Annotated in this window: 21 protein-coding genes; all 21 read right to left on the bottom strand. The window is 26.9% G+C overall.

All coding sequences use genetic code 11. From position 1 onward, the window contains the following. Nucleotides 1-3 precede the first annotated feature (3 nt). Genes L1S33_RS12265 through L1S33_RS12165 form a run of 21 tightly spaced genes read right to left on the bottom strand, consistent with a single transcriptional unit; the run spans nucleotide 4 to nucleotide 23,666 of the window. Nucleotides 4-1,293, bottom strand: coding sequence for a hypothetical protein (locus L1S33_RS12265; RefSeq protein ID WP_240562549.1), 1,290 nt, complete (start codon nucleotides 1,291-1,293; stop codon nucleotides 4-6). Next, nucleotides 1,283-2,518 (bottom strand): oligosaccharide flippase family protein, encoded by a 1,236-nt coding sequence (locus L1S33_RS12260; RefSeq protein WP_262914356.1) that lies wholly within the window; start codon nucleotides 2,516-2,518, stop codon nucleotides 1,283-1,285. The genes L1S33_RS12265 and L1S33_RS12260 overlap by 11 nt, the downstream gene beginning before the upstream one ends. A 6-nt stretch (nucleotides 2,519-2,524) precedes the next feature. After that, nucleotides 2,525-3,658, bottom strand: a complete 1,134-nt coding sequence (locus L1S33_RS12255) for a DegT/DnrJ/EryC1/StrS family aminotransferase (RefSeq protein WP_240562547.1) — start codon at nucleotides 3,656-3,658, stop codon at nucleotides 2,525-2,527. Then, entirely contained in the window at nucleotides 3,651-4,262 is a 612-nt protein-coding gene (locus tag L1S33_RS12250; RefSeq protein WP_317208784.1) for an acetyltransferase, read from the bottom strand. Before L1S33_RS12250 ends, L1S33_RS12255 begins: the two co-directional genes overlap by 8 nt. A gap of 14 nt (nucleotides 4,263-4,276) precedes the next feature. Next, entirely contained in the window at nucleotides 4,277-4,882 is a 606-nt protein-coding gene (locus L1S33_RS12245) for a sugar transferase (RefSeq protein WP_240562546.1), read from the bottom strand. A 16-nt stretch (nucleotides 4,883-4,898) separates the two neighbouring features. Then, the gene (locus tag L1S33_RS12240) at nucleotides 4,899-5,810 is read right to left on the bottom strand and encodes a GNAT family N-acetyltransferase (protein WP_240562545.1); all 912 of its coding nucleotides are present in this window, start codon (nucleotides 5,808-5,810) and stop codon (nucleotides 4,899-4,901) included. A 3-nt stretch (nucleotides 5,811-5,813) separates the two neighbouring features. Further along, entirely contained in the window at nucleotides 5,814-6,740 is a 927-nt protein-coding gene (locus tag L1S33_RS12235) for a DUF2334 domain-containing protein (protein WP_240562544.1), read from the bottom strand. 29 nt (nucleotides 6,741-6,769) lie between these two features. Continuing rightward, on the bottom strand, nucleotides 6,770-7,930 hold the full coding sequence (locus L1S33_RS12230; protein ID WP_240562543.1) for a glycosyltransferase family 4 protein: 1,161 nt from the start codon (nucleotides 7,928-7,930) through the stop codon (nucleotides 6,770-6,772). 11 nt (nucleotides 7,931-7,941) lie between these two features. Beyond that, nucleotides 7,942-9,393, bottom strand: coding sequence for a glycosyl hydrolase family 28-related protein (locus L1S33_RS12225; protein WP_240562542.1), 1,452 nt, complete (start codon nucleotides 9,391-9,393; stop codon nucleotides 7,942-7,944). After that, a complete protein-coding gene (locus L1S33_RS12220; RefSeq protein WP_240562541.1) occupies nucleotides 9,390-10,796 on the bottom strand; it encodes an acyl-CoA synthetase family protein in 1,407 nt (468 codons plus the stop codon). Before L1S33_RS12220 ends, L1S33_RS12225 begins: the two co-directional genes overlap by 4 nt. After that, nucleotides 10,789-12,114, bottom strand: coding sequence for a glycosyltransferase (locus L1S33_RS12215; RefSeq protein WP_240562540.1), 1,326 nt, complete (start codon nucleotides 12,112-12,114; stop codon nucleotides 10,789-10,791). Before L1S33_RS12215 ends, L1S33_RS12220 begins: the two co-directional genes overlap by 8 nt. A gap of 4 nt (nucleotides 12,115-12,118) precedes the next feature. Beyond that, nucleotides 12,119-12,703: an acyltransferase gene (locus L1S33_RS12210; protein ID WP_240562539.1), complete on the bottom strand. Its 585-nt coding sequence runs from the start codon at nucleotides 12,701-12,703 to the stop codon at nucleotides 12,119-12,121. Beyond that, nucleotides 12,700-13,941 (bottom strand): O-antigen ligase family protein, encoded by a 1,242-nt coding sequence (locus L1S33_RS12205; protein ID WP_240562538.1) that lies wholly within the window; start codon nucleotides 13,939-13,941, stop codon nucleotides 12,700-12,702. Before L1S33_RS12205 ends, L1S33_RS12210 begins: the two co-directional genes overlap by 4 nt. Nucleotides 13,942-13,948: 7 nt before the next feature. Continuing rightward, nucleotides 13,949-15,007, bottom strand: a complete 1,059-nt coding sequence (gene wecB, locus L1S33_RS12200) for a non-hydrolyzing UDP-N-acetylglucosamine 2-epimerase (protein WP_240562537.1) — start codon at nucleotides 15,005-15,007, stop codon at nucleotides 13,949-13,951. Continuing rightward, nucleotides 14,979-16,328: a polysaccharide deacetylase family protein gene (locus L1S33_RS12195; RefSeq protein ID WP_240562536.1), complete on the bottom strand. Its 1,350-nt coding sequence runs from the start codon at nucleotides 16,326-16,328 to the stop codon at nucleotides 14,979-14,981. Before L1S33_RS12195 ends, wecB begins: the two co-directional genes overlap by 29 nt. Then, complete coding sequence (locus tag L1S33_RS12190) at nucleotides 16,325-17,341, bottom strand: sulfotransferase family protein (protein ID WP_240562535.1); 1,017 nt, start codon at nucleotides 17,339-17,341, stop codon at nucleotides 16,325-16,327. Before L1S33_RS12190 ends, L1S33_RS12195 begins: the two co-directional genes overlap by 4 nt. Continuing rightward, nucleotides 17,331-17,879: a DapH/DapD/GlmU-related protein gene (locus L1S33_RS13230; RefSeq protein WP_303435625.1), complete on the bottom strand. Its 549-nt coding sequence runs from the start codon at nucleotides 17,877-17,879 to the stop codon at nucleotides 17,331-17,333. Before L1S33_RS13230 ends, L1S33_RS12190 begins: the two co-directional genes overlap by 11 nt. Before the next feature lies 1 nt (nucleotide 17,880). Further along, nucleotides 17,881-19,143 (bottom strand): lipopolysaccharide biosynthesis protein, encoded by a 1,263-nt coding sequence (locus L1S33_RS12180; RefSeq protein WP_240562534.1) that lies wholly within the window; start codon nucleotides 19,141-19,143, stop codon nucleotides 17,881-17,883. Between the two features lie 31 nt (nucleotides 19,144-19,174). Then, on the bottom strand, nucleotides 19,175-20,143 hold the full coding sequence (locus L1S33_RS12175) for a Gfo/Idh/MocA family protein (RefSeq protein WP_240562533.1): 969 nt from the start codon (nucleotides 20,141-20,143) through the stop codon (nucleotides 19,175-19,177). 7 nt (nucleotides 20,144-20,150) lie between these two features. Next, the gene (locus L1S33_RS12170; RefSeq protein ID WP_240562532.1) at nucleotides 20,151-21,254 is read right to left on the bottom strand and encodes a Wzz/FepE/Etk N-terminal domain-containing protein; all 1,104 of its coding nucleotides are present in this window, start codon (nucleotides 21,252-21,254) and stop codon (nucleotides 20,151-20,153) included. Between the two features lie 6 nt (nucleotides 21,255-21,260). Further along, complete coding sequence (locus L1S33_RS12165; protein ID WP_240562531.1) at nucleotides 21,261-23,666, bottom strand: SLBB domain-containing protein; 2,406 nt, start codon at nucleotides 23,664-23,666, stop codon at nucleotides 21,261-21,263. Between the last annotated feature and the right edge of the window lies 1 nt (nucleotide 23,667).

The raw sequence follows: 23,667 nt of genomic DNA, 5'->3' as shown, positions 1-23,667 counted from the left end.
TAATCAGGCTTTTTTATTTAACTTTTTAAAAATATATGAAGTAAAAACTACAATTAAGAGAGCAAAAATAAAACCTGTCATTTTTTTTATAGAACTAGATAAATCGCCTCTCAATATATAAAACTGAAAACCTATTAGAACTAAATAAATTGACTTGAATGATAAGTTCAAATAATGCTGTTTTTTATCAAGAAAAGCATTAAACAACGCTAAAAATATTATAAAAAAAACAATACCAAAATACCCGAAATTTATAAAGCCTTCACCAATGTAAGGCATTGCAACGTTGTAAAAGTTATATCCTATTCTTTCTCCTAAAATCTGACCAGAACAAACTCCTTTTCCGTTAAAAAACAAAAAAGAATCTACTAATTGAGAACCATTTGTAATTATGTTCTCTTTAACTAATAAAATAAAATTTTGAAAAGCATCAAACTGTTGAGAAGAAAAGAGTTCATAATTAAAACTAAATCCTTGATTTTTAATATTCCTAAAACTATTTGCCAAAGGAAAAAACAACAATACTGAAACTAAAAACAACAAAATAAAATTTATTTTATTTTTAAAGACAGGAAATAAAAACAGTAATAGCGGTAAATACATACCAGCGACTATCCCTCTAGAAAGTGACGTTGGAAATGTGAGAAATAAAGTTAGGAATAACAGAATTAAAAATTGTTGCTTTTTAATTTTATCCGATAATATATATAATAACAAACTAAAAAACGGCACATATCTTATAATGGAAATAACTGCATATCCTAAATTACCATATAAAACCTTAGGCTTAAAATCCACACCTAACTGCCTATAAACCAATACAGATAAATCGAATTTAATTAAATATAAAAAGATTAAGCTAGAAAAAAAAGAAGCAATAATTAACGGGGTAAATTTGTAATATTTTTCAAGTTCAAAACTTTCATTATTTTTAATTTTATTGAAAAATAAATTATATGAAAAAAAATACAGAATTAAAGCTATTAGGATAAGTATTCCTCCTACAATATAAGTTTCATCTTCTATAAATCCTTTGAAATGAAAAACTATATTATTTTTAAACTGATAGACTGGTGCTAAAAAGAAAAAGATATAATTAAATATCCAAAAAACTTTATTTAATGAATATCTTTTATTTGAAGAAAAAAAAGCTGCTGATAAGCTTAACAAACCTATTCCAAAAAAAATAATGGTCACGTAACCATTTTCTCTTATTCCAAAATTAAGAGTACTAAATAATAATGTTATAATTATTAATAGACTATAAATTAACCTAATAAAATTATGCTTCATTTATAATTGATTTATTATAATAAATATAAGATAATAAAGCGTGAATAAATCTACTTAACAATAATGATATTGCAGCTCCAATTACCCCATGTTTTGGAATCAAAATAAAAGTTAAAATAATTAAAACAAAAAAAGATATTTTGGTTATTATTCTAAAAACTTTATCTTTAAATAATACTAATAGCCCATTTACTCCAAAACTAGAAACAATAGATATTAAAAGCGGAATTAAACTTAAAATCTCACTAATTTTAATTATATCTAATATATAATTTTCACTTTTATTTTTTAGCCAAAGTTCTATTATAAACTCAGAACTAGTATACATTAAAGTGCTTAGAAAAAACCCAAAACCAATTAAGAATACAAAAGATAAATTAGTTTTTTGGGTTCTATTACTTATAGGAAAAAACACTTTAGTTAAAATAGAATTTACAGTACTAAAAGCACTAACAAGTTTAACACCAATACTAACAACACTAACTTGTGTTGGGACTCCTAGAACACCCGTTAAAAAAACCACTGTATTATTAAACATTGTTGGAATAACTAAATTTATAAATGAATTAAAGTTTTCAACTAAATATTTTTTTATAATCTTTAAGGGTAAAATTTTCACACTTAACTTATATTCATTTATTACTAAGAAAAAAGTAATTATAAATATTATTAACATTGCTAAACCTTCTAATAAAGGAATTAACACATAGTCAACTTTGTTATTAATAAAAAAGTAAATTAATGCTACATAAATGAAAGTTTTATTTGCTCTTATTATAAATAAAAACTTCATTTTTTCAATGCTTAAAAAAAACCATCTTAAAGAAAAAACATGAGATAAAAGTATAAATAATGTGTAGCCGTATAAAAGTTTATTATTGTACAAACTAGGAATAATAAAAATACAAACTACAGAAATAATTAGTAGAACACTAAACAAAAATAGTTTAACACTTAGTGTCTCATTAAAAACCTTATTAATTATCTCTATGGTTTTATTTCCATTTGAAATTTCTCTAACAGCAGTATAATCAAACCCATAATTTAAAATATTTATCAATATTAAAACTATAGATAAAGAAAAAGCATACAGCCCATAATTTTCCAATCCAACTTTAAATATTAAATATGGTATTAACCAAATAGTTAATATCAAGTCTAATATTTTAACCAAAAATAACGAAGTACTATTTTCAATTATATTAAAATATTTAAAAGGTTTCAACTATTTTTACTCAATAAATTGTTTAATTGATTTTGTAATTCTTTTTCTATCTTCAATTGTTAAGTTTGAACCAGATGGTAAGCATAAACCATTTTCAAAAAGAGTTTCTGAAACTTTACTACCAAAATATTCGCATTCCTTAAAAACTGGTTGTAAATGCATTGGCTTCCATAATGGTCTAGATTCAATATTATCTTCTAATAACTTTAGTCTAAGTTTTTCCCTAGTAAATCCAGTTTTTTGCTTATCAATAGTTATACAACTTAACCAATGGTTTGAAAAATAATCTTGAGTTGGTTCAACAAACACATCAACCCCATTAACATCTTTAAATAAATCTCTATAAAAATGATTCATACTTCTACGAAGACCAATATGTTTATCCAGAACTTCCATTTGACCTCTACCAATACCAGCAACAATATTACTCATTCTGTAATTATAACCAATTTCTGAATGTTGATAATGAGGAGCATTATCTCTTGCTTGAGTTGCTAAAAAAATTGCCTTTTGTTTAGATTCTTCAGTTTTACACACTAAAGCACCACCACCAGAAGTAGTAATAATTTTATTTCCATTGAAAGATAAGATTCCAAAATCTCCAAAAGTCCCACATTTTTGCCCTTTATAAGTAGAACCTAAGGCTTCTGCTGCATCTTCAATTAAAGCAATCTCATATTTTTTAGCTATTGTTGAAATTTCATCCATTTTAGCTGGCATTCCATATAAATGAACAATAATAATTGCTTTTGGTTTTTTATTTTTAGAAATCCCTGCTTTAATAGCATTTTCTAAATATATAGGACACATATTCCAAGTTTCTCTCTCACTATCTACAAATACAGGTTTAGCTCCTTGATATGTTATAGGATTTGCTGAAGCAGAAAATGTCATACTTTGACAGATTACCTCGTCATTTAATTGCACATTTGCCAAAATTAAAGCTAAATGTAATGCTGATGTACCAGAAGCTAAGCAAGCTACTTTAGAGTTTTCCTTTACATAATTTTCTAAATCTAATTCAAACCCATTTACATTTGGACCTAATGGTGCCACCCAATTAGTATCAAATGCTTCTTGCACATATTTTTGTTCGGTTCCGCCCATATGTGGCGAAGAAAGCCAAATTTTATTATTCATTTTCTTTTTTATATTTTATTATTTTACCTGGGTTACCAACAACTACTGCATAATCTGGAATATCTTTTATAATTACAGCTCCTGCACCAATTGTAACCCATTTTCCAATTACAATATTCGGTATAACAGTTGCTCCAGTTCCAACATGAGTTCCTTCTCCTATAATTGTATTTCCAGTTATAGTAGCATTTGGAGAAATATGAACATAATCTCCTAAAATACAATCATGTTCTACAACTGCATTAGAATTAATAATACAATGCTTACCAATTTTAGTTTCTGCATTGATTACAGCTCCAGCCATAATAACTGTTCCTCCCTTTATTTCTACAGTTTTAGAAACTGTTGCTTCTTTATGCTTAGCAATAGAAAAATTAGCAGTTATTTTTTTACTTAAATCCTTTCTAATTAAATTATTTCCTATTGATATTATTACTTGATCATTTATTATACTACCAATTTGGGAAGATGAAACAACACTTACGCCTAATTGCTCCTTTTTTAATGGTTTATCATCAATAAATGCATCAACTTTCACATTTTTACTGTCTAAAACCTCTTTAACAACCTTTCCATGACCACTTGCTCCAAATAAATACATCATAATAAAATAAAATTTTAAGCAGTTCCTTTAAACTTTTCAGATGTTTGACTTCCTTCAGCTGAAATACCTTCAGATATAATTACTTTTTTAAAGGTTTTCAAAATAATTTTTAAATCATTAATGAAACTTATATTATCTACATATTTTATGTCGTAATTAAATTTTTCTTCCCAGGTATTAGCATTTCTACCACTAACTTGAGTTAAACCAGTTACACCAGGTCTTACATTATGTCTTCTTTTTTGATTTTCATTATATAAATTAAGATATTCTGGTAATAAAGGTCTTGGTCCCACAACACTCATATCTCCTTTTAATATATTAATAAATTGAGGCAACTCATCTATAGAAGTTTTTCTTACAAACTGGCCAACTTTAGTTAATCTCTTATCATCTGGTAAAAGTTTTCCTTCTATATCCATTTTATCGTTCATTGTTTTAAACTTAATAATCTTAAACAGTTTTTCATTTTTACCAGGTCTTGTTTGGAAAAAAAATGGCTTACCACTATTCGCAAAAAACAATAAAAGTGTAACTATTATTAATATTGGTGAAATTAATAATAACACAAAAAAAGAAAATAAGAAATCAAATATTGGTTTGATTATTTTTAAGTACATCTAATACGCTTTTTAGTTACATTTTATCACCCATTTCTATGGATAATTTATTAAAGACAGGAGCTACTTTAAGTTCATTAGAATTTAAAACGGTAAAATAGCCGGGTAAAAACTCAAAGTTTAATTCCAATAATTTTTCTTTTGTTAACTCTTCGGTAGTAAACATCATTAGTTTTTTACCTCTTTCTTTTAGAGTCCAATTTGTTAAAGACTTAATATTATCATTATAACCAACATCTTCAGCACAAGATGTTAAGTAGTTAACTTTTATAACATTATAAGCTTCTTCAATAATTGCAAAGTTATTATTTAATTTTAACACCTCTACAGTCTTATTCTTTATATAATACTGATTATAAAATTCTTCAAAACTATAATTATAATGACTTTTATTAGCTGTTTTTTGTTTTAATATGAAAATTTCTTCCAATACTTCTTTATTCACATTAACAACTAATTCTGTTTTAACTTGTGTAGTAGTATAAGAAACTTCTGGAGAAAAGAGTGTAAATGAATTTATTAAAGCAGATCCTTCACTTTTTAATCTTCTATAACTAGGGTTAGTTTCCATTACATAAGCTGTAAGAAATGGAACATTATTTTTTTTACACAAATCTTTTGACAAATTAATTATTTGTGTAAAGCACCCTTTACCTCTGGCTTTAGGTAAAGTCCATGAACCAGTCATTGTACCTATATAGAAAACATCTCCATTTTCATTTTTAATTTGCCTATATGTTACACCAGAACCTGCAATTACTTCTCCTTCTTCATCTTTAATAATTATAATATCAGATTTTTTATCTCCTATTGTTCTATTAAACACCCATTGATAGTCCTTTATGTCTCCCCAATTATTAAAACACTGGTTTAAGTATTTTAAATAATCTTCTTCATATCCTTTCGGATTAATAATTACATTATTCATAATTTAATTATTTTTTGAAATAAACTCACTCATTTCTCCCATTGTTGTCCACCAAATATCATCACCATATTTTCCTTCAATTTCAGTTAATAAAACGTCTAGGTAATTCATATATAACTGATCAACTCCATCTAAAGCAATCATACCATTAGCATTCTTAATAATATGTGCTTTTATTGCTAATAGTCCCCTATTTTCAATAATTTCAAAAGCACGCTCTGGCTTAGATGTTGCCTGAAAGTTTGAGGGGAAATGTATTAACTTATTATTTTTAATTTGTGTAGGATATATTAAAGGCAAATCTTTTAATCCGCTCATATTTGTTTTAGCATCTTCGGATATTGGTGTAAAAATATCTCTTGCAGAAGCTACAAATTTAATGTCATTTTTTATTAATTGATTTTGTAATTTATCTGGAGCATGCCAACTTGGTGGGCAAATTCCTTTAACATATTTTATTCCAGAATCATCAAATATTTTAAGCATTTTCTTTAAAATGATATCAAACTCTTCTTCTGTTTGATTCTGAAACTCCTGTGGAAGTTTTTCTCCTTTATGAATATGATGTAATCCATGAAGACCAATTTCAAAACGTGTTTCATTATTTAAAAACTTAATAAACTCAGGATGTTTATCTAATGCCATTGTTCCTTTTTTAAGAACCTTAGCTAAATACATTTTATCTTTCAAGAAAGGTATCTTTGCCGCAAGCTTCCTTGTAGGTACAGGAGATATTTCTCTCCAATCTGCAGTTGTAAATAAAGTTGTTTTTAACTTAGGATGTTTATCCATAAGTCTTTGTACATAACCTAGACTTCCTTTATCTAAATCTCCTCCTGCTTCATAAAAGTCAGAACTTTTACCTGGATGAATGTCATCTATAGTAAAACAAATTGCCGCTTTTTTACCTTTTGGTAACCAATTTAACATATTTTATTTTTTTTCAAAAGTATAAATAATTAAGCTTTTAGCTCTTCTAATTTCCTATACTCTTTTAATAGTGCTTCCCAAACCACTCTTCTTTCGTATTTTTCTTTAACTAATTCTCTCGATTTTTTTGAGAAATTAGTTATTAAGTCTTTATTTAACAATAACTGTTTCATTGCTTTATATAATGCCTCTGAGTTTTTAACAGGGATAATTAATCCATTAACATCTTGTACAATAATCTCATTACATCCATTAATATTAGAAACAATACTTGGTAGTTTCATTGCTCCTGCTTGTAAAACTACATTAGGAAATCCTTCTCTATAACTAGGAAATGCTAAAACATTAGAAACTGAAAAGTAAGGTCTAACATCTTTTTGATAGCCAACACTTATGATGCTTTTATTGCTTTTAATATTATGCAAAGTAATTTCTTCTAAAGGATCTAATTCTGTTTCTAAAGGGCCTACAAGTAAAAGCTTTATGTTATTTTCTTCTAAAGATAATGTATTAAAAGATTTAACTAATTCATTAATTCCCTTATCTCCAACAATTCTACCAACAAAGATAAAAACCACATCATTTTCATTAATCCCTAACTGTTTTTTCAGCTCCTTTTTACTTACTTCAGAGTAATTATTAGGATTAAAGTAACCTGTATCTATTCCATTAGAACTACCATTGGCAATTACTTCAGATTTTTTAGGATTAACTAATTTTAGTTTATTTACTATTTTTTGAAGTTCAAAAGAGTTTGGGTAAACTTTTGTTGCACAACCAAAAGTTATTTTCTCAGTTAAGTTAACTATTTGTTTTTTTACCCCGCTCATTTGTAAAAGAGGTAAGCCAGCAATTGTATGTAATCTATTTGGTGTTTTAGCAAAATAAGACGCTAACATACCTATTAAACCAGCTTTTGGTGTATGTGTATGTACTATAAAAGGTTTCTCTCTTTTAAGAAATTTATAGAGTTTATATAACGCCTTAAAATCTTTAAGAGGTGTTATTTGTCTCGTTAATTCAAGATAATAAGTTTTAACCTCTTGATCTACACCAAACCTTTCTAACCTTTCCTTTTCTGCAGATATAGCGGTAATATCATAATATTCCTTCATAAATTTAAGCTGATTTTCTAATAGCTTTTCTAATGAAAGTGGTACTGTTGTAATTCTTATTAACTTCTTTTTCATAAACCTTATTACTAATTAGATTTAATTAGTTGATCTTTTCTTTTAGTAACGTTTGAATAAACTTTACCATTTAATTTATTAGATTTAATATAAATGTTTTCAATTAAATTATTTTTACTTCCAGCATACTCTATATCTATACTCTTTTCTGAATTATTAACTGATGTAATTTTATTATCAATAATATTTACATTAGATATTTTATTTTTTAAAGGTTGAAGTTTTATACTTGTCTTAAAGTTTGAGAAAAAATTATTGTTAACTGTAATTTCATTAATTTTATAGTTTGAGAAGAAATAAACGCCAATATTATTATCCCCTTTAAAGGTATTATCATTAATAACAACATTTTTTACACCTCTAGAATTAATTAATTTAACTTTTTCTCCTTTAAGTGCAATAGTATTATTTGTTATAAAAATATTCTCTGGCCTGTTATTCTCCCCTCTTGCTTGTGTTAATTGAATAGCGTCTTTATTCTTAACAGATATGGTATTATTTTTAATATAAATACTATCATTTTTCCCAAGACAAGTTATTGCTGGTCTTTTGGGGTTTTCTAATGTTATCTCATTGTTTTCTATAATAACATTTTGGGCTCTTACTAAAAACAAAGAACTTGATAGTTTATTATTTCTAATAATAAATTTTTTACCTGTATTATTAATTTTGGGGCCACCAATAGTAACTAGAGATTTTGTTTTAATAATATTATTTTCTATTAATACATTCTCGCAGATACCGCTACTTGGTTCTGTGTCTATAGAAGAATCATCTATATTTTTACCAAAAAAATTATTAGTAATTTTAACTGTGTCAAATCCGCTACCTAAAGCAACACCACTTCTAAAATTTCCATCAAAAAAACAAGAATCTACTACTATGTTTTTACTTGGTAAGTTTGGTCCTCTAATTCCTATTCCATCTCCACCTGTATTAATAAAATTAGATTTTTTAATAATTACATTTGATGAGGAATTAATGTAAACTCCTCCTAAATGCTCACTTGGTTTAGTTGGGTTATTTTGAAGAATTCTACTCCCATCAAAAGTTATATTTTCTATTTTAACATTATTAACTTCCTCAACATATAACATTCTGGTATAATTTCTTTGTTTAGAAGCTAATTTTATAATAGTACTATCTTTATTCTCTCCTTCAATTTTTAAATTATTTGTTGCAAAAAGACACCACGCTTTACCATTTTGTTCAGTTCTTGAAATTATATAAGTCCCTTTTGGGAAAAAAGCAACGCCTCCTCCAATAGAGTTTATATAATTAAAACATTTTTGGATTGCAAAACTATCATCTTTAATTCCATCTCCTTTCGCCCCAAAATCTTTTACATTATATTTATTCGACTTTTGATTAAATGAATTAGTTGTGTTACTAGATAAGTTTGCTGCACAATTAATAAAGAAAAAACTTATTATAAAAAATGTATATATATTGTTTAATTTCATTCTATTGGGAGTTCAAATTTTCTAATTACTGCATTAAATTTTCCATTAGCTCCTAAAGGAATGTTTTCTACATTATTAATTTTTATATTAACAGTAGTACCTAATCTATCTCTTAAGTTTTTAATAAACTTAACATCCATTTCTTTTGTATAATCTTCATCAATAACCTGATTAACGATAATTAAATTTGGTGATTCTTGAATGATTTGAGATTTTGAAATACCAACAAGACCTTTATAAGCTGTATCCATTCTTCCTACATATCCTTTCTCTTCAGTAAAAAGAATATCATCTTCTCTTCCAATTATTTTTTCTACAAAAGAAGAGTTCATTCCACAACTACAAACTTCGCTTAAGTTTTCAGGTAACTTAACCCAATCTCCTGTTTTATATCTTACTAAAGGTGTTTTACTATTTCTAAAACTGGTTGAAACTAACTCTGCCATTTCACCTGGTTTTGCATTCTCTCCTTTTAAGTTGTAAAATTCAAAAATACCAGATTCTAAATTTAAATGTAACTTTCCGTTTTTACATTCAGTTATAAAAACTCCACCCTCGGATGAAGAGTATTGATTTAAAGCTGTAGTTTTAAAAGCCCTAAAAATTTCTTCTTTTTGATAATCATATAATGTTTCTGCAGTAGTAGAGATACATTTAGGGATAAAACTTAGTTTAATATTGTTTGCATTAATGTACTTCGATATAATATAAATTGCAGATGGATACCCTTCAATCAACTCAGGTTTGAATTTGTTAATTTTTTCTACTATAGGTTTTAAATTTATTTCATTTAAGTGATATGTTGAAACAAACAACTGATTTTCTGAAGAGTTAAAAACCCAAAAAGGGGGTTTAACTTTGTTGGGTTTAACAATAATTCTCCCCGATAATCTTAGCCCTTTAAAACCTTCTTTTAATCCACTTAAATTATAGTATCTATTAAGCAAAGCAAAACTTTTCTGAATAGAATCATTATCATAATATGTAATTGTAGGTGTTCCTGTTGTTCCGCTAGTAAAGTTAACTAGGTCTTTAGCTCTATTAGGAATTGTATTTACTAATAATTCTAAATCATTTTTTAAAGTTTCTTTCTCTAAAAAGGGCATTTTATTTAACACTTTAAAAGGCGCATTAATTATATCTTCTTTACTTACTTTTAAATTTATTAATATTTTCTGATAGTATTGAGAAAACTCAAATACTTCTAATAAAAGTTTTGCTAGTTCTTCTTTTTGGTAGTTTTCTAGTTTATTTTTAGGCCAACTAGCTGAATCTTTAAATAAATTTAAATACGAATTGTAATTTCCTTTTTTACGCTGTCTTTTATTTTTATTTCCTAAGAGTGAAACCGCAATATTTTTAAAAAAATGAGGTAAAGACAAAAATATTTTTTCTTTATCCATTATTTATTTTTTTAAATTGATTTGACAGTTGTTCTGCTTGAAAACTTCTAGTGTATTTCTTTAGTATATTATCATCAATAGTTATAGATTTACTTAAACCTCCAGATAAAAAACTTTGGTAATACTCTCCAACGTTTATTGCGTTCTGAGTAATATTAACTTCATCTAAAGTATTAGATAATCTTTTTCCACAATTAAGCTCTTCAATTATTCTTTGAGGCTCTGAATCCTTAGGAGTAAATACTAAAATAGGTGTTTTTGCTCCAATATATTCAAACCCTTTTACTGGAAAACCAGTGTAATGTGCTTTGGAATCACCTATAATTAACCATAATAAATGGGCTTTTGTTAGTTCCTCAAGAACTTCCTTTCTGGTAATTTTCCCAATATAGTTTACACATTTAAAAGATTTAAAATCCTTCATTTTTGTAAATGTAATATCATCTAATGTCCCAGCAATTTTTAGCTCTATTCTATCTAAGTTTACTTTATTTTCATCAATAAGCTTATCTATTGCAGCAAGTAAAGGTATAGGAGATCTAACCCCTGCATAAAATGATCCAGCGTAAAATATTGTCATTTTATCAGAAGATTTTATTAAATCTGTTTTAAAGTTACTGAACTCACTTTTATCTACACCGTTATAAATAACTGAAGATTTATCTTTTAAAAATGGATATCTATTTTGATATTCAACTTTCATTGACTCAGAAATAAATACACTTAAATCAGAATTAACTAGCACTTTCTTTTCTATTCTTTTATCAAAAAACTTTCTAAAAAAATAACCTTCATTTTCTCTAGCTTCAATATAATAATAATCTCTAATATCTACAATCCACTTTAATTTGAATTTCTTTTTTAACTTGTTAGAAATTAAATGATTTATCATTGATGGAGAAGTGGAAAAAACAAAGTCAAAGTTATTTTCTTTATGTAATTTCTTAGCCTCTTTTAATGCGTTAGGATACCAAACAAGGCCTTTGTCTGGAATCATTAATTCTTCCATTACAGCTCTAATAGTTGAAAATAGAAATGTCTTTATTCTAGTCTTTTTTCCCTTAACATTAACTTTAGCATTTGCGGTATTAGTTCTTTTAGAAACAAAAGGAACTTTAATTGCGTCTATATTTACAATTTTTATTCCACTTATATCAGCCCAGTTACTTTTCCCCATAGAGCTATTAGAATTATTGGCTGTTAAAACCACTACTTCATAACCTAACTTAATAAGATATTTAGCCATAAAATAAGGCCTCTGTGCTGCAGGAGCATTATCTGGTGGAAAACTATATGATACAATTAATACTTTTTTCATTAATCTATAAAGTTTTTAATATTTTGGCAGGCACACCTCCAATAATTACGTTTTTGGGCACATCTTTACTTACTATACTTCCCGCTGCAATAACACTGCCAGATTCTATTGTAACACCTGGCAGTATAAAAGAATTTGCACCTATCCATACATTGTCTTTAATTGTAATTGGTTTAGGTGTATCTGTAGTATGTATTCTATTTTCTGGGTCTTTCATTAAAGTTTGATGCCCATTATTATCAATTATTTGGCAGTTAGCAGCTATTAAACAATTTTTTCCAATACTTATCTTAGATTGAGTATGAATACAACTACCATGAATTCTTGTGTTATCTCCAATATGTATTTCAGACTCTTTCCCATCTGCTAAAAGCTTTACATAAGTATGCAGGTTTATATGATATCCAAAATTACTAGAGTTAAGAGTTACATTTTCCCCTATAAAAATCTTTGATTTATTTTTAACATGAATATATGGTAAGCCTTTTGTTTTAATTTTTCCAGAAAGAAAAATATTTTGTTTTAATTTTAACCTTAAAGGGTAAACTAACATCCAAAAAAAAGTAGTTATTTTTGAAATTGTTTTCATTCTAGTATCTTTTTTTTACTTAACTCTTTTTCAAACTCTTTTGCTAAAAAGTAAGTTATACTTACTATGGTTAATAAAATATAGAACTCTCTTTTCCTCATATGATATGTATAACTCCAACTAACCAAACAGCCTAATATAAAGGGGAACATTAAAGTTAAATAATTTTTATATGGATTTAATTTCTTGGATGATTTTAAAAAAAATACTCTTAAAAATAAAATCATAAAAAGACTATATCCGATTATTCCAAAAATACCACATTCTCCAATAATTTTCAAATAAGTACTATGAATTTCATGACTACCATAATTGCCTCCTCCAACACCTCCGAGACCTCCACCAGTAAGTGGTTTCTCAAGAAATACTTCAAATGCTATTTTAAAATTATCGGCTATAAATCCTTCTTCAGCTAAATTATTTTCTCCAGAAACATTATCAACTATACGCGTTTGTATTTTAGAATTCAACCTCTTATATAACATCGGCGCAATTACTTCTACATATGGTGTTAAAAAAACTACTAAACCCAAAAATAGAGACAAAGGTAAAAGCATTATAAATTTTCTTCTTAATATCAAATAAAAAAAAACTCCAAAACCAACACCAATATATGCAGCTATCTTACCCGTTAAAATTAGAAAAATTGAAGAAAAAATTAAAGATAATTTTACTGTTTTTTTTGTTTTGGGAACTAAGGTGTTAAATAGTGAAGATCCTCTTAAAGGTATTAACATGGTGAGTACAACTAACATATACGCTCCTGCTTGCCCTCCGTTTCTAAAGCCGGAAATTGCCTCCCCCGCTGCTCTTGAAGGGAATATTTGTGGTAAAGAAGTAAACATCGCTAAAGTATCCCAAATACCTGTAACTGAAGCTATCAACCCTGCTAATGAAAAAAGAAAAATTAACTCATCTAAGCCTTTTTTAGAATCAAATGTATTATACAATAACACAGCTACTAAAAAAAGGAAAAATAAAATAACAACTTCTAAGAATGTTTTTTGGGGCGCTAATGATGCCATAATACCAGGCACAACCAATATTACAAACATAAAATTACCTACACTTAAAACTGGAATTTTAAATTTTGTATTATATGCTAAAAAAGTTATTATAGCTAAAGCTCCAAAAAAATCAGCCAATGTTATTCTACCCAAAGCACCTGCACTAGTTGCTGCTAATGTTCTTGTAAAAAAACTAAGAATAATAAAAAGAGAAAGTATTTTTTTTACCACGTTATTATTATTTTACTAGTAATGCCTCAATAATTTTATTTGAAGATTTTCCATTTCCATAAAGTTCTTTTGAAAAATCAATTTCTTTATTTAAACTGTTTTCATAAGCTGTAAATATTTCATTAATTGAAATATTTGTAAGTTCATTTGCTCCATGCTTAACAAGTTCAACCCATTCTGTTTGGTCTCTAAGCGTTACACATGGTTTTTCAAAGAAATATGCTTCTTTTTGTAATCCACCACTATCTGTCATCACTAACTTACAATTATTTAACATGTAAACCATTTCTAAATAACCTACTGGGTCAATTAAAGTAAATTCTGGTTTTAAATTATATTTTTCAATATAACTCTTGGTTCTTGGATGCAATGTTAAAACAACTGGTGTCTCTTTATTTATTTTATTGAATGATTCAATAATTAAACTTAATTTCTCTTTTGAATTTGTATTCTCAGCTCTATGTATGGTTGATAAAATAAATTCATCGGGTAAATTAAAATCTGGTTTTTGAGCTTTGTTTTTATAAAATAACGCAGCGTCATACATAACATCACCAACATTTTTTATTTCACAAGAAAAATTATCAAATCCTTCCTTAGATAAATTATTTACAGCTGTTTCTGTAGGACAAAATAAAATATTACTAATTCTGTCAGTTAAAATTCTATTTACTTCTTCTGGCATTTCCATATTGTAAGAACGTAAACCTGCTTCTACATGTGCTAATTTTATATGAAGTTTAGACGCAACTATTGCTCCAGCTAATGTAGAGTTTGTGTCTCCATACACTAAAATCCAATCTGGTTTTTCTTCTAAAGTAATTTTCTCAATTCCTTCAATCATTCTACCGGTCATTGCTCCATGACCCAAACTATCAATTCCTAGATTATAATTTGGTTTTGGAATATGCATTTGCTCAAAGAATATATCACTCATATTTTCATCAAAATGTTGACCTGTATGAATAATTATCTCTTCTACATTGTTAAATTTTGCAATTTCTCTACTTAAAGCTGCTGCTTTAACAAATTGAGGTCTAGCTCCTATTATTGTTATAATTTTCATCTATAATTTTTTTATATATCTCTTGATAAGGTTTCCATAATTTAGTGTTAAATGCTGAATTATGCCACAAAAAAACAAACTCTCCATTAAATCTTTTAACTTGATCTACTAATAACTGTATTTCAGCTTGCATTTTCTTTGGTGTAAATTTACCATAAGTTATGAAACTTCCTTCCATTACTATCAATGGTTTTTCAATCAAATCTAGAGATTCTCTTGTTTTTACATTAAAAGTTTTAAAAGGATAACACACACCACATCTAAATCCAGCTTTATCAAAATAGGTCATAGTGCTTTCCCAATCCATGTTATTATCATTCCAAATTTGCCAAGTGGTTGGGTTTTCAAAACGTAAAAAATGTTCTCTTCCTGTTTTTATTGGTTGTGGCGACACGGACTGTAATGCTTCTAATTCTTTTTTATATTGCTCGTTGTTATTATAAGCATTATAAGATGGATGAAAACCAATTACATGTTCTCTTTTATTTATTTTTTGAATAATATCTAAAACTACAGGGTGATTAATTTTATAATAATTATCTTTTTTTGATGTTCCGCCGCTCATGAAAAAAAAATGTGATTTTAAATCATATTTTTCAGAAACATCCATTAAATAATCAAAGGTATCAAAAGGGTCTTGGTTATTTACTATTTTCTTATAGTAATTCTTACAAGAAAACAAAAAAGCTTTTGGGTCTTTCCTTTTAACTAAATCTCCTATTGAATTTTTTAAAAAATCTTTAAAACTCCACCAATGTCTTGGTAAATCTACATCATGAGTAGGAATTATATTGAATTTCTTTTCTTTTCTCTTTTGGTCAATTCCAGATTCTAATAATAAACCCCATAATAGCTCTACATATTCATTTACTATTGGCTTGTTTAAAAAATTGAATTTATAAGCTAAGGAAGACTTTGATGAAACCCTATTGTGTTGGTCTCGTTCCTTAATTAAAATTTCTTCCCAACGAGTTAACATAAAAAAAGCTGATGCAAAAATATCTGCATTTACTATTATTTTTCTAGGTTCATTTTTAATTGTTCCTTCTCCATAAAGGATCGGAATTTCATAACCTAAAAAGTCTGGTTTCAAATAATTTATTTCTTTAGGAATGTTATTTAAATGAATATACTCTTGATTGTCTAGTTTATTAAAAAAAGAGTCAACAACTAAAATTTTATTATTACCTAATGTTATAGTATAATTATCGTCCTCAGTAACATTAATTGTATAACTCAGCCCTAAAAAATCAGAAAAAAACACATCTAGGATATATCTTTTCTCCTTTTCAAATTTTTTATTTATTGATATTGTAATCATCTATTAATAATTCTTTTTATTACTATTTTAAAATTCAGTATTAATAAATTTATATTGTGCTGGAAAAAATATTTTACATTATTTAAAAAAAATGATGTGTTAGATACTTTAAAATATTCTTGGTTTGTTTTATAATTAAATAGTAATAAATTCTCTTTAGAAAACCTTTCAAAAATTGCTATTTCCTTTTCTGAATAAGTATTTAAATATTTATTAAAATTATTTTTAAGAATTGGTTTTTGAGTATTCTCATGAGTATTCTTTAACCTTTCATTAGATATTTCTTTTCCTTTTTTAGGCTTATAAAACTCAAGCATTTCAATTTCAAAATCTACATTAATATAATTACATAAATTATGTACTATAGATTCTGGACTAACTACTAGGTCTTCATACTTTAATTCAAAAAAATTATTTTTATTAAAGTTCTTTTTATTTTTACTTATAAGACTTAAACCATCATTCCAAGTTAAAGCTGTTCCTTTTATATTATTTACATATCTATATTTTAGATTGGGAAATTTATAAAAATCCCATTTAACTTTTTTTAATGAGGAAGCTACATCTCTTCCATCTCTAACAATATGTATAAATTTAGCTTTAGGGAAAATTTCAATTATTTCTTCAATAAAAGATAAGGAACCAATATTTTTATCTCCCCAAATTATTTTACTTCCATTTTGAGTCTTCAGATATGCTAAATAAACTAATTGAATTAATTTGTTTTTAGTTAAACTTGAATGTTTTTTAATGTTTAAGATTAAATCTTTTTCATTTAAATTCCAATCTTGATAATGTTTGTATTTTTTTAGTGAAGAAATAAAATCTAAAGCTTCTTTTATATTAATATTTTCAATACTCCCGAATTTTTCTATTACTTTTTCAACTAAAAAAAACTCATGAGGTATAGATATCTCGGAGTGAGAATTAAGTATTAATCTCAATAAAGTTGTACCAGAACGAGGACAACCAATTACAAAAATTGGGCTTTCTATAAAGTTATTACTTTTCAATTCCATTAAATTTACCTGAATATGACTCTAATTCTTTTACTATTTTAGCAGGTATACCGGCTATTAAAACATTATTTTCTTTAAACGATTTTGTAACAACAGATCCTGCAGCTACAATTATGTGATTTCCTAATTCCACTTCTGGCAAAATAATTGCTCCAGCCCCAATCCAACAATTATCACCAATAATAATAGGTTTCCCTTTGGTATGTTTTTCATAATCATTTAAGTCATGACTTGCAGATACTATATGCACATTAGGTCCATATCTTAAATTATATCCTATATGAATACCATTATTGGCTTGAATATAACATCCAAAGTGATGTCCCAAAAAAGGGAGCTGAGATTTTTTCTTGATATTATTAGGGTGTGTAACTGTAGAAGACCAATGTACTGGCCAAGGTACATTAGAATTAATTCTAAAAATTTTTTGTGCTATAAAATATTGAACAAATCTTTTTGGTCCTAAAAATATAATTCTAGCGCTTATTTTTTTTGAAAAAATTTTTTTAATTAAATTAATTTTCCAACTCATATTATTTGCCTTTAGATATTCTATTATAGATTAAAATAAAAAGTACATATTCAAATGCAAGAATATAAGAATATATTTTAAGAAATTCTTCAAAACCAATATTATAATATTTTGTAATCATAAACAAAATAATAGTTGTACTTAATAACAACAAATTTATATATAAACTAAACTGTTGTTTTTGATGTACACTTAATGTCACAGAAAGAGAACTACTAACAAATCTTGCTAAAGCTAAAGGTATTAAAATTTTAGTATATGTTCCTGCTATCCTCCATTCATCTCCAAAAGCAAATTCAAATAATGGCTCTGCAAAAATAAATAAAACTAAAAATATTGGTACCGAAATTAATATTAGCTTTTTAAGTGTTCTCTGAAAAACTAAATTAGTATTACCTTTCAACTTATACTCATCACTAGCTTTTTGAAAATAAACTTGACTAAAACTAGCACCGATAACTCTAGAGGGGACACCTAAAATTCTTTGAGATAATGAATAGAAACCTAAGGTTACAGTAGATGCAATAGCAGTAATTATAAAATTAATTAAATTTAAATTAATTGAATTTAAAAAAATTGAGGGTAATGAAAACTGTGGAAACTTTTTATATAACTTGGCTTGCTTTTTAACTTCAATTTTAGAGAATGTAAAATTTTCTTTTTGTTCTTTAACAGTTTTGTATAAAACTGTATTTCCTGTAAAATTAGAAACAATTTGACCAATGATTAAACCAACTGGACTACTTAATATAAAACCTAATAACGTTTGAGTTAATGTTAAAGAAGTTGATTTAGTAACTAAAGAAGTTGAAACATTTTTAAACTTCTTTTTTCTAATATTAAAAAAACTTAATGCATTAAAAAGCCCAATCAAAAATGTAGATATAGGAACTAAAAATAACCAATTACCTATTTTCTCATCTCCAAGAAGTAAAGCAAACTTATCTTTAAATAATAAAACTAAAATTAATAGTAAAACACTAAATACTGTAGATATTATTACACTTAACGAAAGAAGATTAAGCGCATCTTCATCCTTTTCTGGTAAAACAATAGCTTTTTCATATTGTGCATTTGCAATGGCACCAGTAATTGCTGTTATTGCTAAAAAAAGAGCAAATATTCCAAAGTCTTCAGGAGTATAAATCCTTGTTAATATTGGTGTTACTGCAATAGGTATTGCTTGCGCAATAGTTGTACCAGTCATTAAAGTTAGTACATTCTTTGCAAACTCTGACTTAAAAATATTTGTAAATATTTTCATTAAAACAAACTCCTATTTTAAAGTTTCTTGGTTATTTATTAAAAGGGTGTTCTGCTAACGGTAATTTTGCAAATGGATGATAGTCATTCTTTAATCCAATAGGAGTAGAATTTCTTATTTCATGAACAATCTCTATAGCTTGTCTTGCATCTTCTAAACCATAACCTTCACCATCAATTATTCCTTTATACACTTTCGTATGTAAATCAGTAAAACCTCCTGAAAACTCTAATTCTTCACCTTCAACAGTAATAGATCTATATGTTCTTTGTCCTTTTGCCTTAACTTCTTCTGGTAAAACATCATAGTTTATTGATAAAAACCAACGAACTCTTGCTCTATCAAACTCTAAATAACCTGCTGCTCTATCATGGGTGTGAATATTAACAACATTTTTTTTAACCTTACCAAAAATATAAGATAACATATCATAAAAATGAACACCAATATTAGTTGCTATTCCACCAGACTTTGATAAATCTCCTTTCCACGATGTATAATACCAACTTCCTCTAGATGTTAAATATGTTAAATCTACATCAAAAATTTTATCTTTTGGAGCTGCATCAATTTTCTTCTTTAAATCTATAATACTTTGGTGTAATCTTAATTGTAAAATATTATAAACTTTTTGACCAGACTCGATCTCCATTTTTTGAAGTGCATCTAGATTCCATGGATTAAGAACTAAAGGTTTTTCACATATTGCATCTGCACCTCTTCGTAAAGCCATTCTAATATGAGAATCATGTAAATAGTTTGGAGTACAAATACTAACATAATCAACATCAATATTATTATCATACTTTAATTTCTCAAGATGTCTGTCAAATCTTTCAGTTTCAACGAAAAATGCAGCATCTGGGAAATAGCTATCCATTATACCAACACTATCAAATTTGTCTAATGCTGCAAGTAAATTATTATTAGTATCTTTAATTGCTTTTAAATGCCTTGGCGCTATATAACCGCTTGCTCCTATAAGTGCGAAATTTTTCATTTATTCGTTAGTTTTTTAATTTGTAATTATTATAAAACTCTCTCCCAAAAACCAAAACAATACCCAGGAAAAAACCAAAAAATGTCCAAACTAAAAATATACTTAATTTGTTTGGAGCAGATTTTTCCATAGGAACAGATACAGGCTTAATAACTGTAAAAATTGGAGTATCTTCTTTTACTTGAATCTTTTGAGTTTCAATTTGTTGTGCTAGTTCATTATAAATATTATAAGCTAGATCAAATTCTGATTGAAGTGAAGTTAATCTAGATTGTGAACGAGCAGAGTTTGAATATCTATTTCTATCTTGAAAACTTGCTAGTTGTTGCTGTTTTTCTAAAAAAACTTTTTTCTTTTCAGAGAATCTTTTATTTATAAAACTTAATTTTTCTGAAGATTTTTTTATCTTATAATCTATAATGTACTTCTCTAATATTTTCTCAGCACTATAAGTTAATTCGGCAGCGGAAATTGCTTCTGGCATTTTTGCTTTTAACGTAATAAAATTATCGTTTCTATCTACAGATAATGAAATTTGGCTTTTAAGTTGATCGAATAATTTTTTTTCTTTGAATGTAATATGAAAAATACTATCAGAATCTACCTTAGATTGAACATTATCTTTAGCTTCGCCTTTAAACTTATTAATAAGAAAGCCTGGAAGACCAATGGTATATTTCTTTAAATGAAATAGGAAACCAGGGTTATATACTGAATCATAATATTCTTTATAAGTTATTTTACTTTCCTGTCCTTTAATTGTTAATGGTGTTTTTACTAATTCCTTTTGAAAAGGTATGCTATTAATAATCTCTGGGTAAAGATTTAAAGGTATTCCAGAATCTCCAGCTCCACCACCAATATTAATACCAGCCAAAGCTGCTAAACCTCCCAAACCACCAGATTTTTTACCATCAGTTCCTTGAGGCACAAAAATTGTAGATCCAGTATACTCTTTAGGCGTAAAAACTGCTAAAAACAAACCTATTACCATAAATATAAATAATAGCCTATATATAGTTTTCTTTTTATTTACTAAGGTTTTGATTAAACTAACTAAATCTATTTCTTGTAAATCACTTTCCGATTCTATGTTGTTTTCTTTAGACATTTATAACTATTTAGACAACGAGTTAATTAATATTCCTAATGTTGTTATACTTGTAGTTATACCTAAAACCTCTTGGATAGATAATGAATTTTTAACTACAGATTTATGAGGAACTAATATCAATGCTCCAGGTTCAAGTTTAGGGTAAGACTTGAAGAATAAAAACTTTTTTGTAGATTTTATATCTCCATTTGCATAAACGACATAAGTTTTACTCTTTCTTGCATTTTCTGAAAAACCTCCAGCATTATTAATATAATCTTTTAATGAATTTGATTTATCATACCTTATTACTGTAGGAGATAAAACTTCCCCTTGCACTTCTACTGTCTGTTTTACTGAAGGTATAATTAACCTATCTCCTTCCTTTAAAATTAAGTCAAATTTAGAATTTTTATTCTTTATAATTTCTTCTAAGTTTATCCCTATTCTATTTTCTCCTTTTATAGAAATCTTTACAGAATCTTGTTTTTTATTTAAACTAGCGATAGCTTTATCTTGCCCACTTTCAGAAACTTCATCTATTGACTTTCTAATTAAAGATGCTCCTTTAACATAAGAATATGGAGATAAGCCCCCTGCTTTTTCTAATAAATCTGATATTCTTTCTTCTTTATTTTCTAAAGAATACTTTCCTGGATAATTAGCCTCGCCTTCAACAGACACACTTTTTTGTGTAGTAAAACCTTTAATATATCTTACGGAAACTCTATCAAAAGGTTTTAAAAATATAGCTTTATTATTCTCGCTTTTTAATTCGTTCGTTGAAGAAAGTCTTATATTTTCACTAATAGTTTTAAAAGTACCATCATTTGCTCTTCTAGAAATATCAATTGTTGAAGCATCAGCACCTTCTTTATATCCGCCAGAAATGACAATTAGATCTTCAACTTGCATATTTTCTACAAAGGGAATAGTTTGAGGATTATTAATAGCCCCATCAATAGAAACTGTATACTCTTCTTTAAGTTCATTCGAACTATAAATACGAATTTTATCTTCTCTTTTTAATTTAATTACTTCTGTATTATTTAAAACCTTACTTACAGAAAAAGAAATAATTTCTTTTTCTGTATCATTAATAGTTCTCTGAATAATACCTCTATCTAAAAAAGCATTATCTCTAATACCAGCTGCTTTATTAATTAAATCTAAAACTGTTAATCCATCGGTTAATTGAAAATCGCCTGGTCTATATACTGCTCCTACAATAGTAACTCGATTTTCATAACGATCTATAATTTCTTGAACCGTAAAATAATCTCCATCTTTTAAAATGAAGTTTTTATTTTCTTTTAAATTAACTTCACTAATCTCTTTTTTATTTCCGTTTATTCTTTTAACTGAAATTATATCTTTATAAGAATCTGATTTAAATCCTCCAAAGTAATTAATTAAATCACTTATTGTTTCTCCCGGTATAAATTCATAATAACCTTGTCTTTTTACCTTTCCGTCAACTCTTACTTTATTTTTATAAGAGTCTACAATAATAATGTCTTGATCTCTAACTAATACATTTCCTTCTTGACTCCCTTTAGTTAAATATTTATAAACGTCAAATACAGCTAATTGTTTACCATCTCTAAATATTTTAATATTTCTAAAGGTACCATTCATAGTTGGTCCTCCAGCAGCATATAATGCATTTAAAACTGAAGATAGGGCACTAAGAGAATAAGTACCAGGAACTTTAACTTCACCTATAATATTAACTTGAACTGTTCTAACATTAATTAAAGAAACATCCACATTTACTTTACTGTAACTAGATTTAGGAGCTTTAACTCCTCTATAGATTTTACTTAAATATGAGGTTATTTTAGATTTTGCTTTATCAATTGATAAGCCACTTACATAAACTGGACCTACATTTTCAATTCTTATTGCTCCATCTACACCAACTCTTTCACTATAATTATTTTCGGCAGCACCCCAAATATCAATTAATAACTCATCTCCTGGCCCTAATTGATAACTAGAGGGAGTTGCTAAGTTTAAATTTGGTGCAAATGTAATATTAGGATTAGAAAAAAAATCAAAACCAAATAGATTGCTCCTTTTAAAGTCTTTGGCATTTAAACCACTATGCCCAAAGCTAGGGTCATTACCCTGGCTAGTAGTTGTTTCACCGTTTGAATTACTATTATCTTTACTAGATAACCCAGAAAGCCTTTGCTTAAATTTTAAAATTTCTGAAGCAGGGATACCTCTTAACTTAGCTAAAGACTCTAACTCACTTAATTGATATCCTTTATCTTGTAGAGCCTTCCAATAAGCAGCTACTTGCTCATCAGACATTTCATCCACTTTAAAGGTAGTTGTTTTTTCCAAATCTATTTCTTGAGAAAAGACGGTATTGGGCACACTAAATAATAGTACTAAGACTAAAAAATATTTTATATAATTCATT

Origin of the sequence: Tenacibaculum aquimarinum, from assembly GCF_022478115.1 — a bacterium.
Classification (GTDB): Bacteria; Bacteroidota; Bacteroidia; order Flavobacteriales; family Flavobacteriaceae; genus Polaribacter; species Polaribacter aquimarinum_A.
This window is presented reverse-complemented; position numbering and strand designations above follow the sequence as displayed.

What these genes read in the sequence shown, in the direction of transcription:
- L1S33_RS12225 (WP_240562542.1), bottom strand. Translation starts at nt 9,393, where the DNA reads ATGAAATTAAACAATATATATACATTTTTTATAATAAGTTTTTTCTTT.
- L1S33_RS12220 (WP_240562541.1), bottom strand. Translation starts at nt 10,796, where the DNA reads ATGGATAAAGAAAAAATATTTTTGTCTTTACCTCATTTTTTTAAAAAT.
- wecB (WP_240562537.1), bottom strand. Translation starts at nt 15,007, where the DNA reads ATGAAAATTATAACAATAATAGGAGCTAGACCTCAATTTGTTAAAGCA.
- L1S33_RS12170 (WP_240562532.1), bottom strand. Translation starts at nt 21,254, where the DNA reads ATGTCTAAAGAAAACAACATAGAATCGGAAAGTGATTTACAAGAAATA.
- L1S33_RS12235 (WP_240562544.1), bottom strand. Translation starts at nt 6,740, where the DNA reads ATGTTAAATTGGTTACCAAAAGGTAAAAAAGCGGCAATTTGTTTTACT.
- L1S33_RS12245 (WP_240562546.1), bottom strand. Translation starts at nt 4,882, where the DNA reads ATGTACTTAAAAATAATCAAACCAATATTTGATTTCTTATTTTCTTTT.
- L1S33_RS12250 (WP_317208784.1), bottom strand. Translation starts at nt 4,262, where the DNA reads ATGATGTATTTATTTGGAGCAAGTGGTCATGGAAAGGTTGTTAAAGAG.
- L1S33_RS12195 (WP_240562536.1), bottom strand. Translation starts at nt 16,328, where the DNA reads ATGATTACAATATCAATAAATAAAAAATTTGAAAAGGAGAAAAGATAT.
- L1S33_RS12255 (WP_240562547.1), bottom strand. Translation starts at nt 3,658, where the DNA reads ATGAATAATAAAATTTGGCTTTCTTCGCCACATATGGGCGGAACCGAA.
- L1S33_RS12240 (WP_240562545.1), bottom strand. Translation starts at nt 5,810, where the DNA reads ATGAATAATGTAATTATTAATCCGAAAGGATATGAAGAAGATTATTTA.
- L1S33_RS12180 (WP_240562534.1), bottom strand. Translation starts at nt 19,143, where the DNA reads ATGAAAATATTTACAAATATTTTTAAGTCAGAGTTTGCAAAGAATGTA.
- L1S33_RS12175 (WP_240562533.1), bottom strand. Translation starts at nt 20,143, where the DNA reads ATGAAAAATTTCGCACTTATAGGAGCAAGCGGTTATATAGCGCCAAGG.
- L1S33_RS12215 (WP_240562540.1), bottom strand. Translation starts at nt 12,114, where the DNA reads ATGAAAAAAGTATTAATTGTATCATATAGTTTTCCACCAGATAATGCT.
- L1S33_RS12265 (WP_240562549.1), bottom strand. Translation starts at nt 1,293, where the DNA reads ATGAAGCATAATTTTATTAGGTTAATTTATAGTCTATTAATAATTATA.
- L1S33_RS12230 (WP_240562543.1), bottom strand. Translation starts at nt 7,930, where the DNA reads ATGAAAAAGAAGTTAATAAGAATTACAACAGTACCACTTTCATTAGAA.
- L1S33_RS12210 (WP_240562539.1), bottom strand. Translation starts at nt 12,703, where the DNA reads ATGAAAACAATTTCAAAAATAACTACTTTTTTTTGGATGTTAGTTTAC.
- L1S33_RS12165 (WP_240562531.1), bottom strand. Translation starts at nt 23,666, where the DNA reads ATGAATTATATAAAATATTTTTTAGTCTTAGTACTATTATTTAGTGTG.
- L1S33_RS13230 (WP_303435625.1), bottom strand. Translation starts at nt 17,879, where the DNA reads ATGAGTTGGAAAATTAATTTAATTAAAAAAATTTTTTCAAAAAAAATA.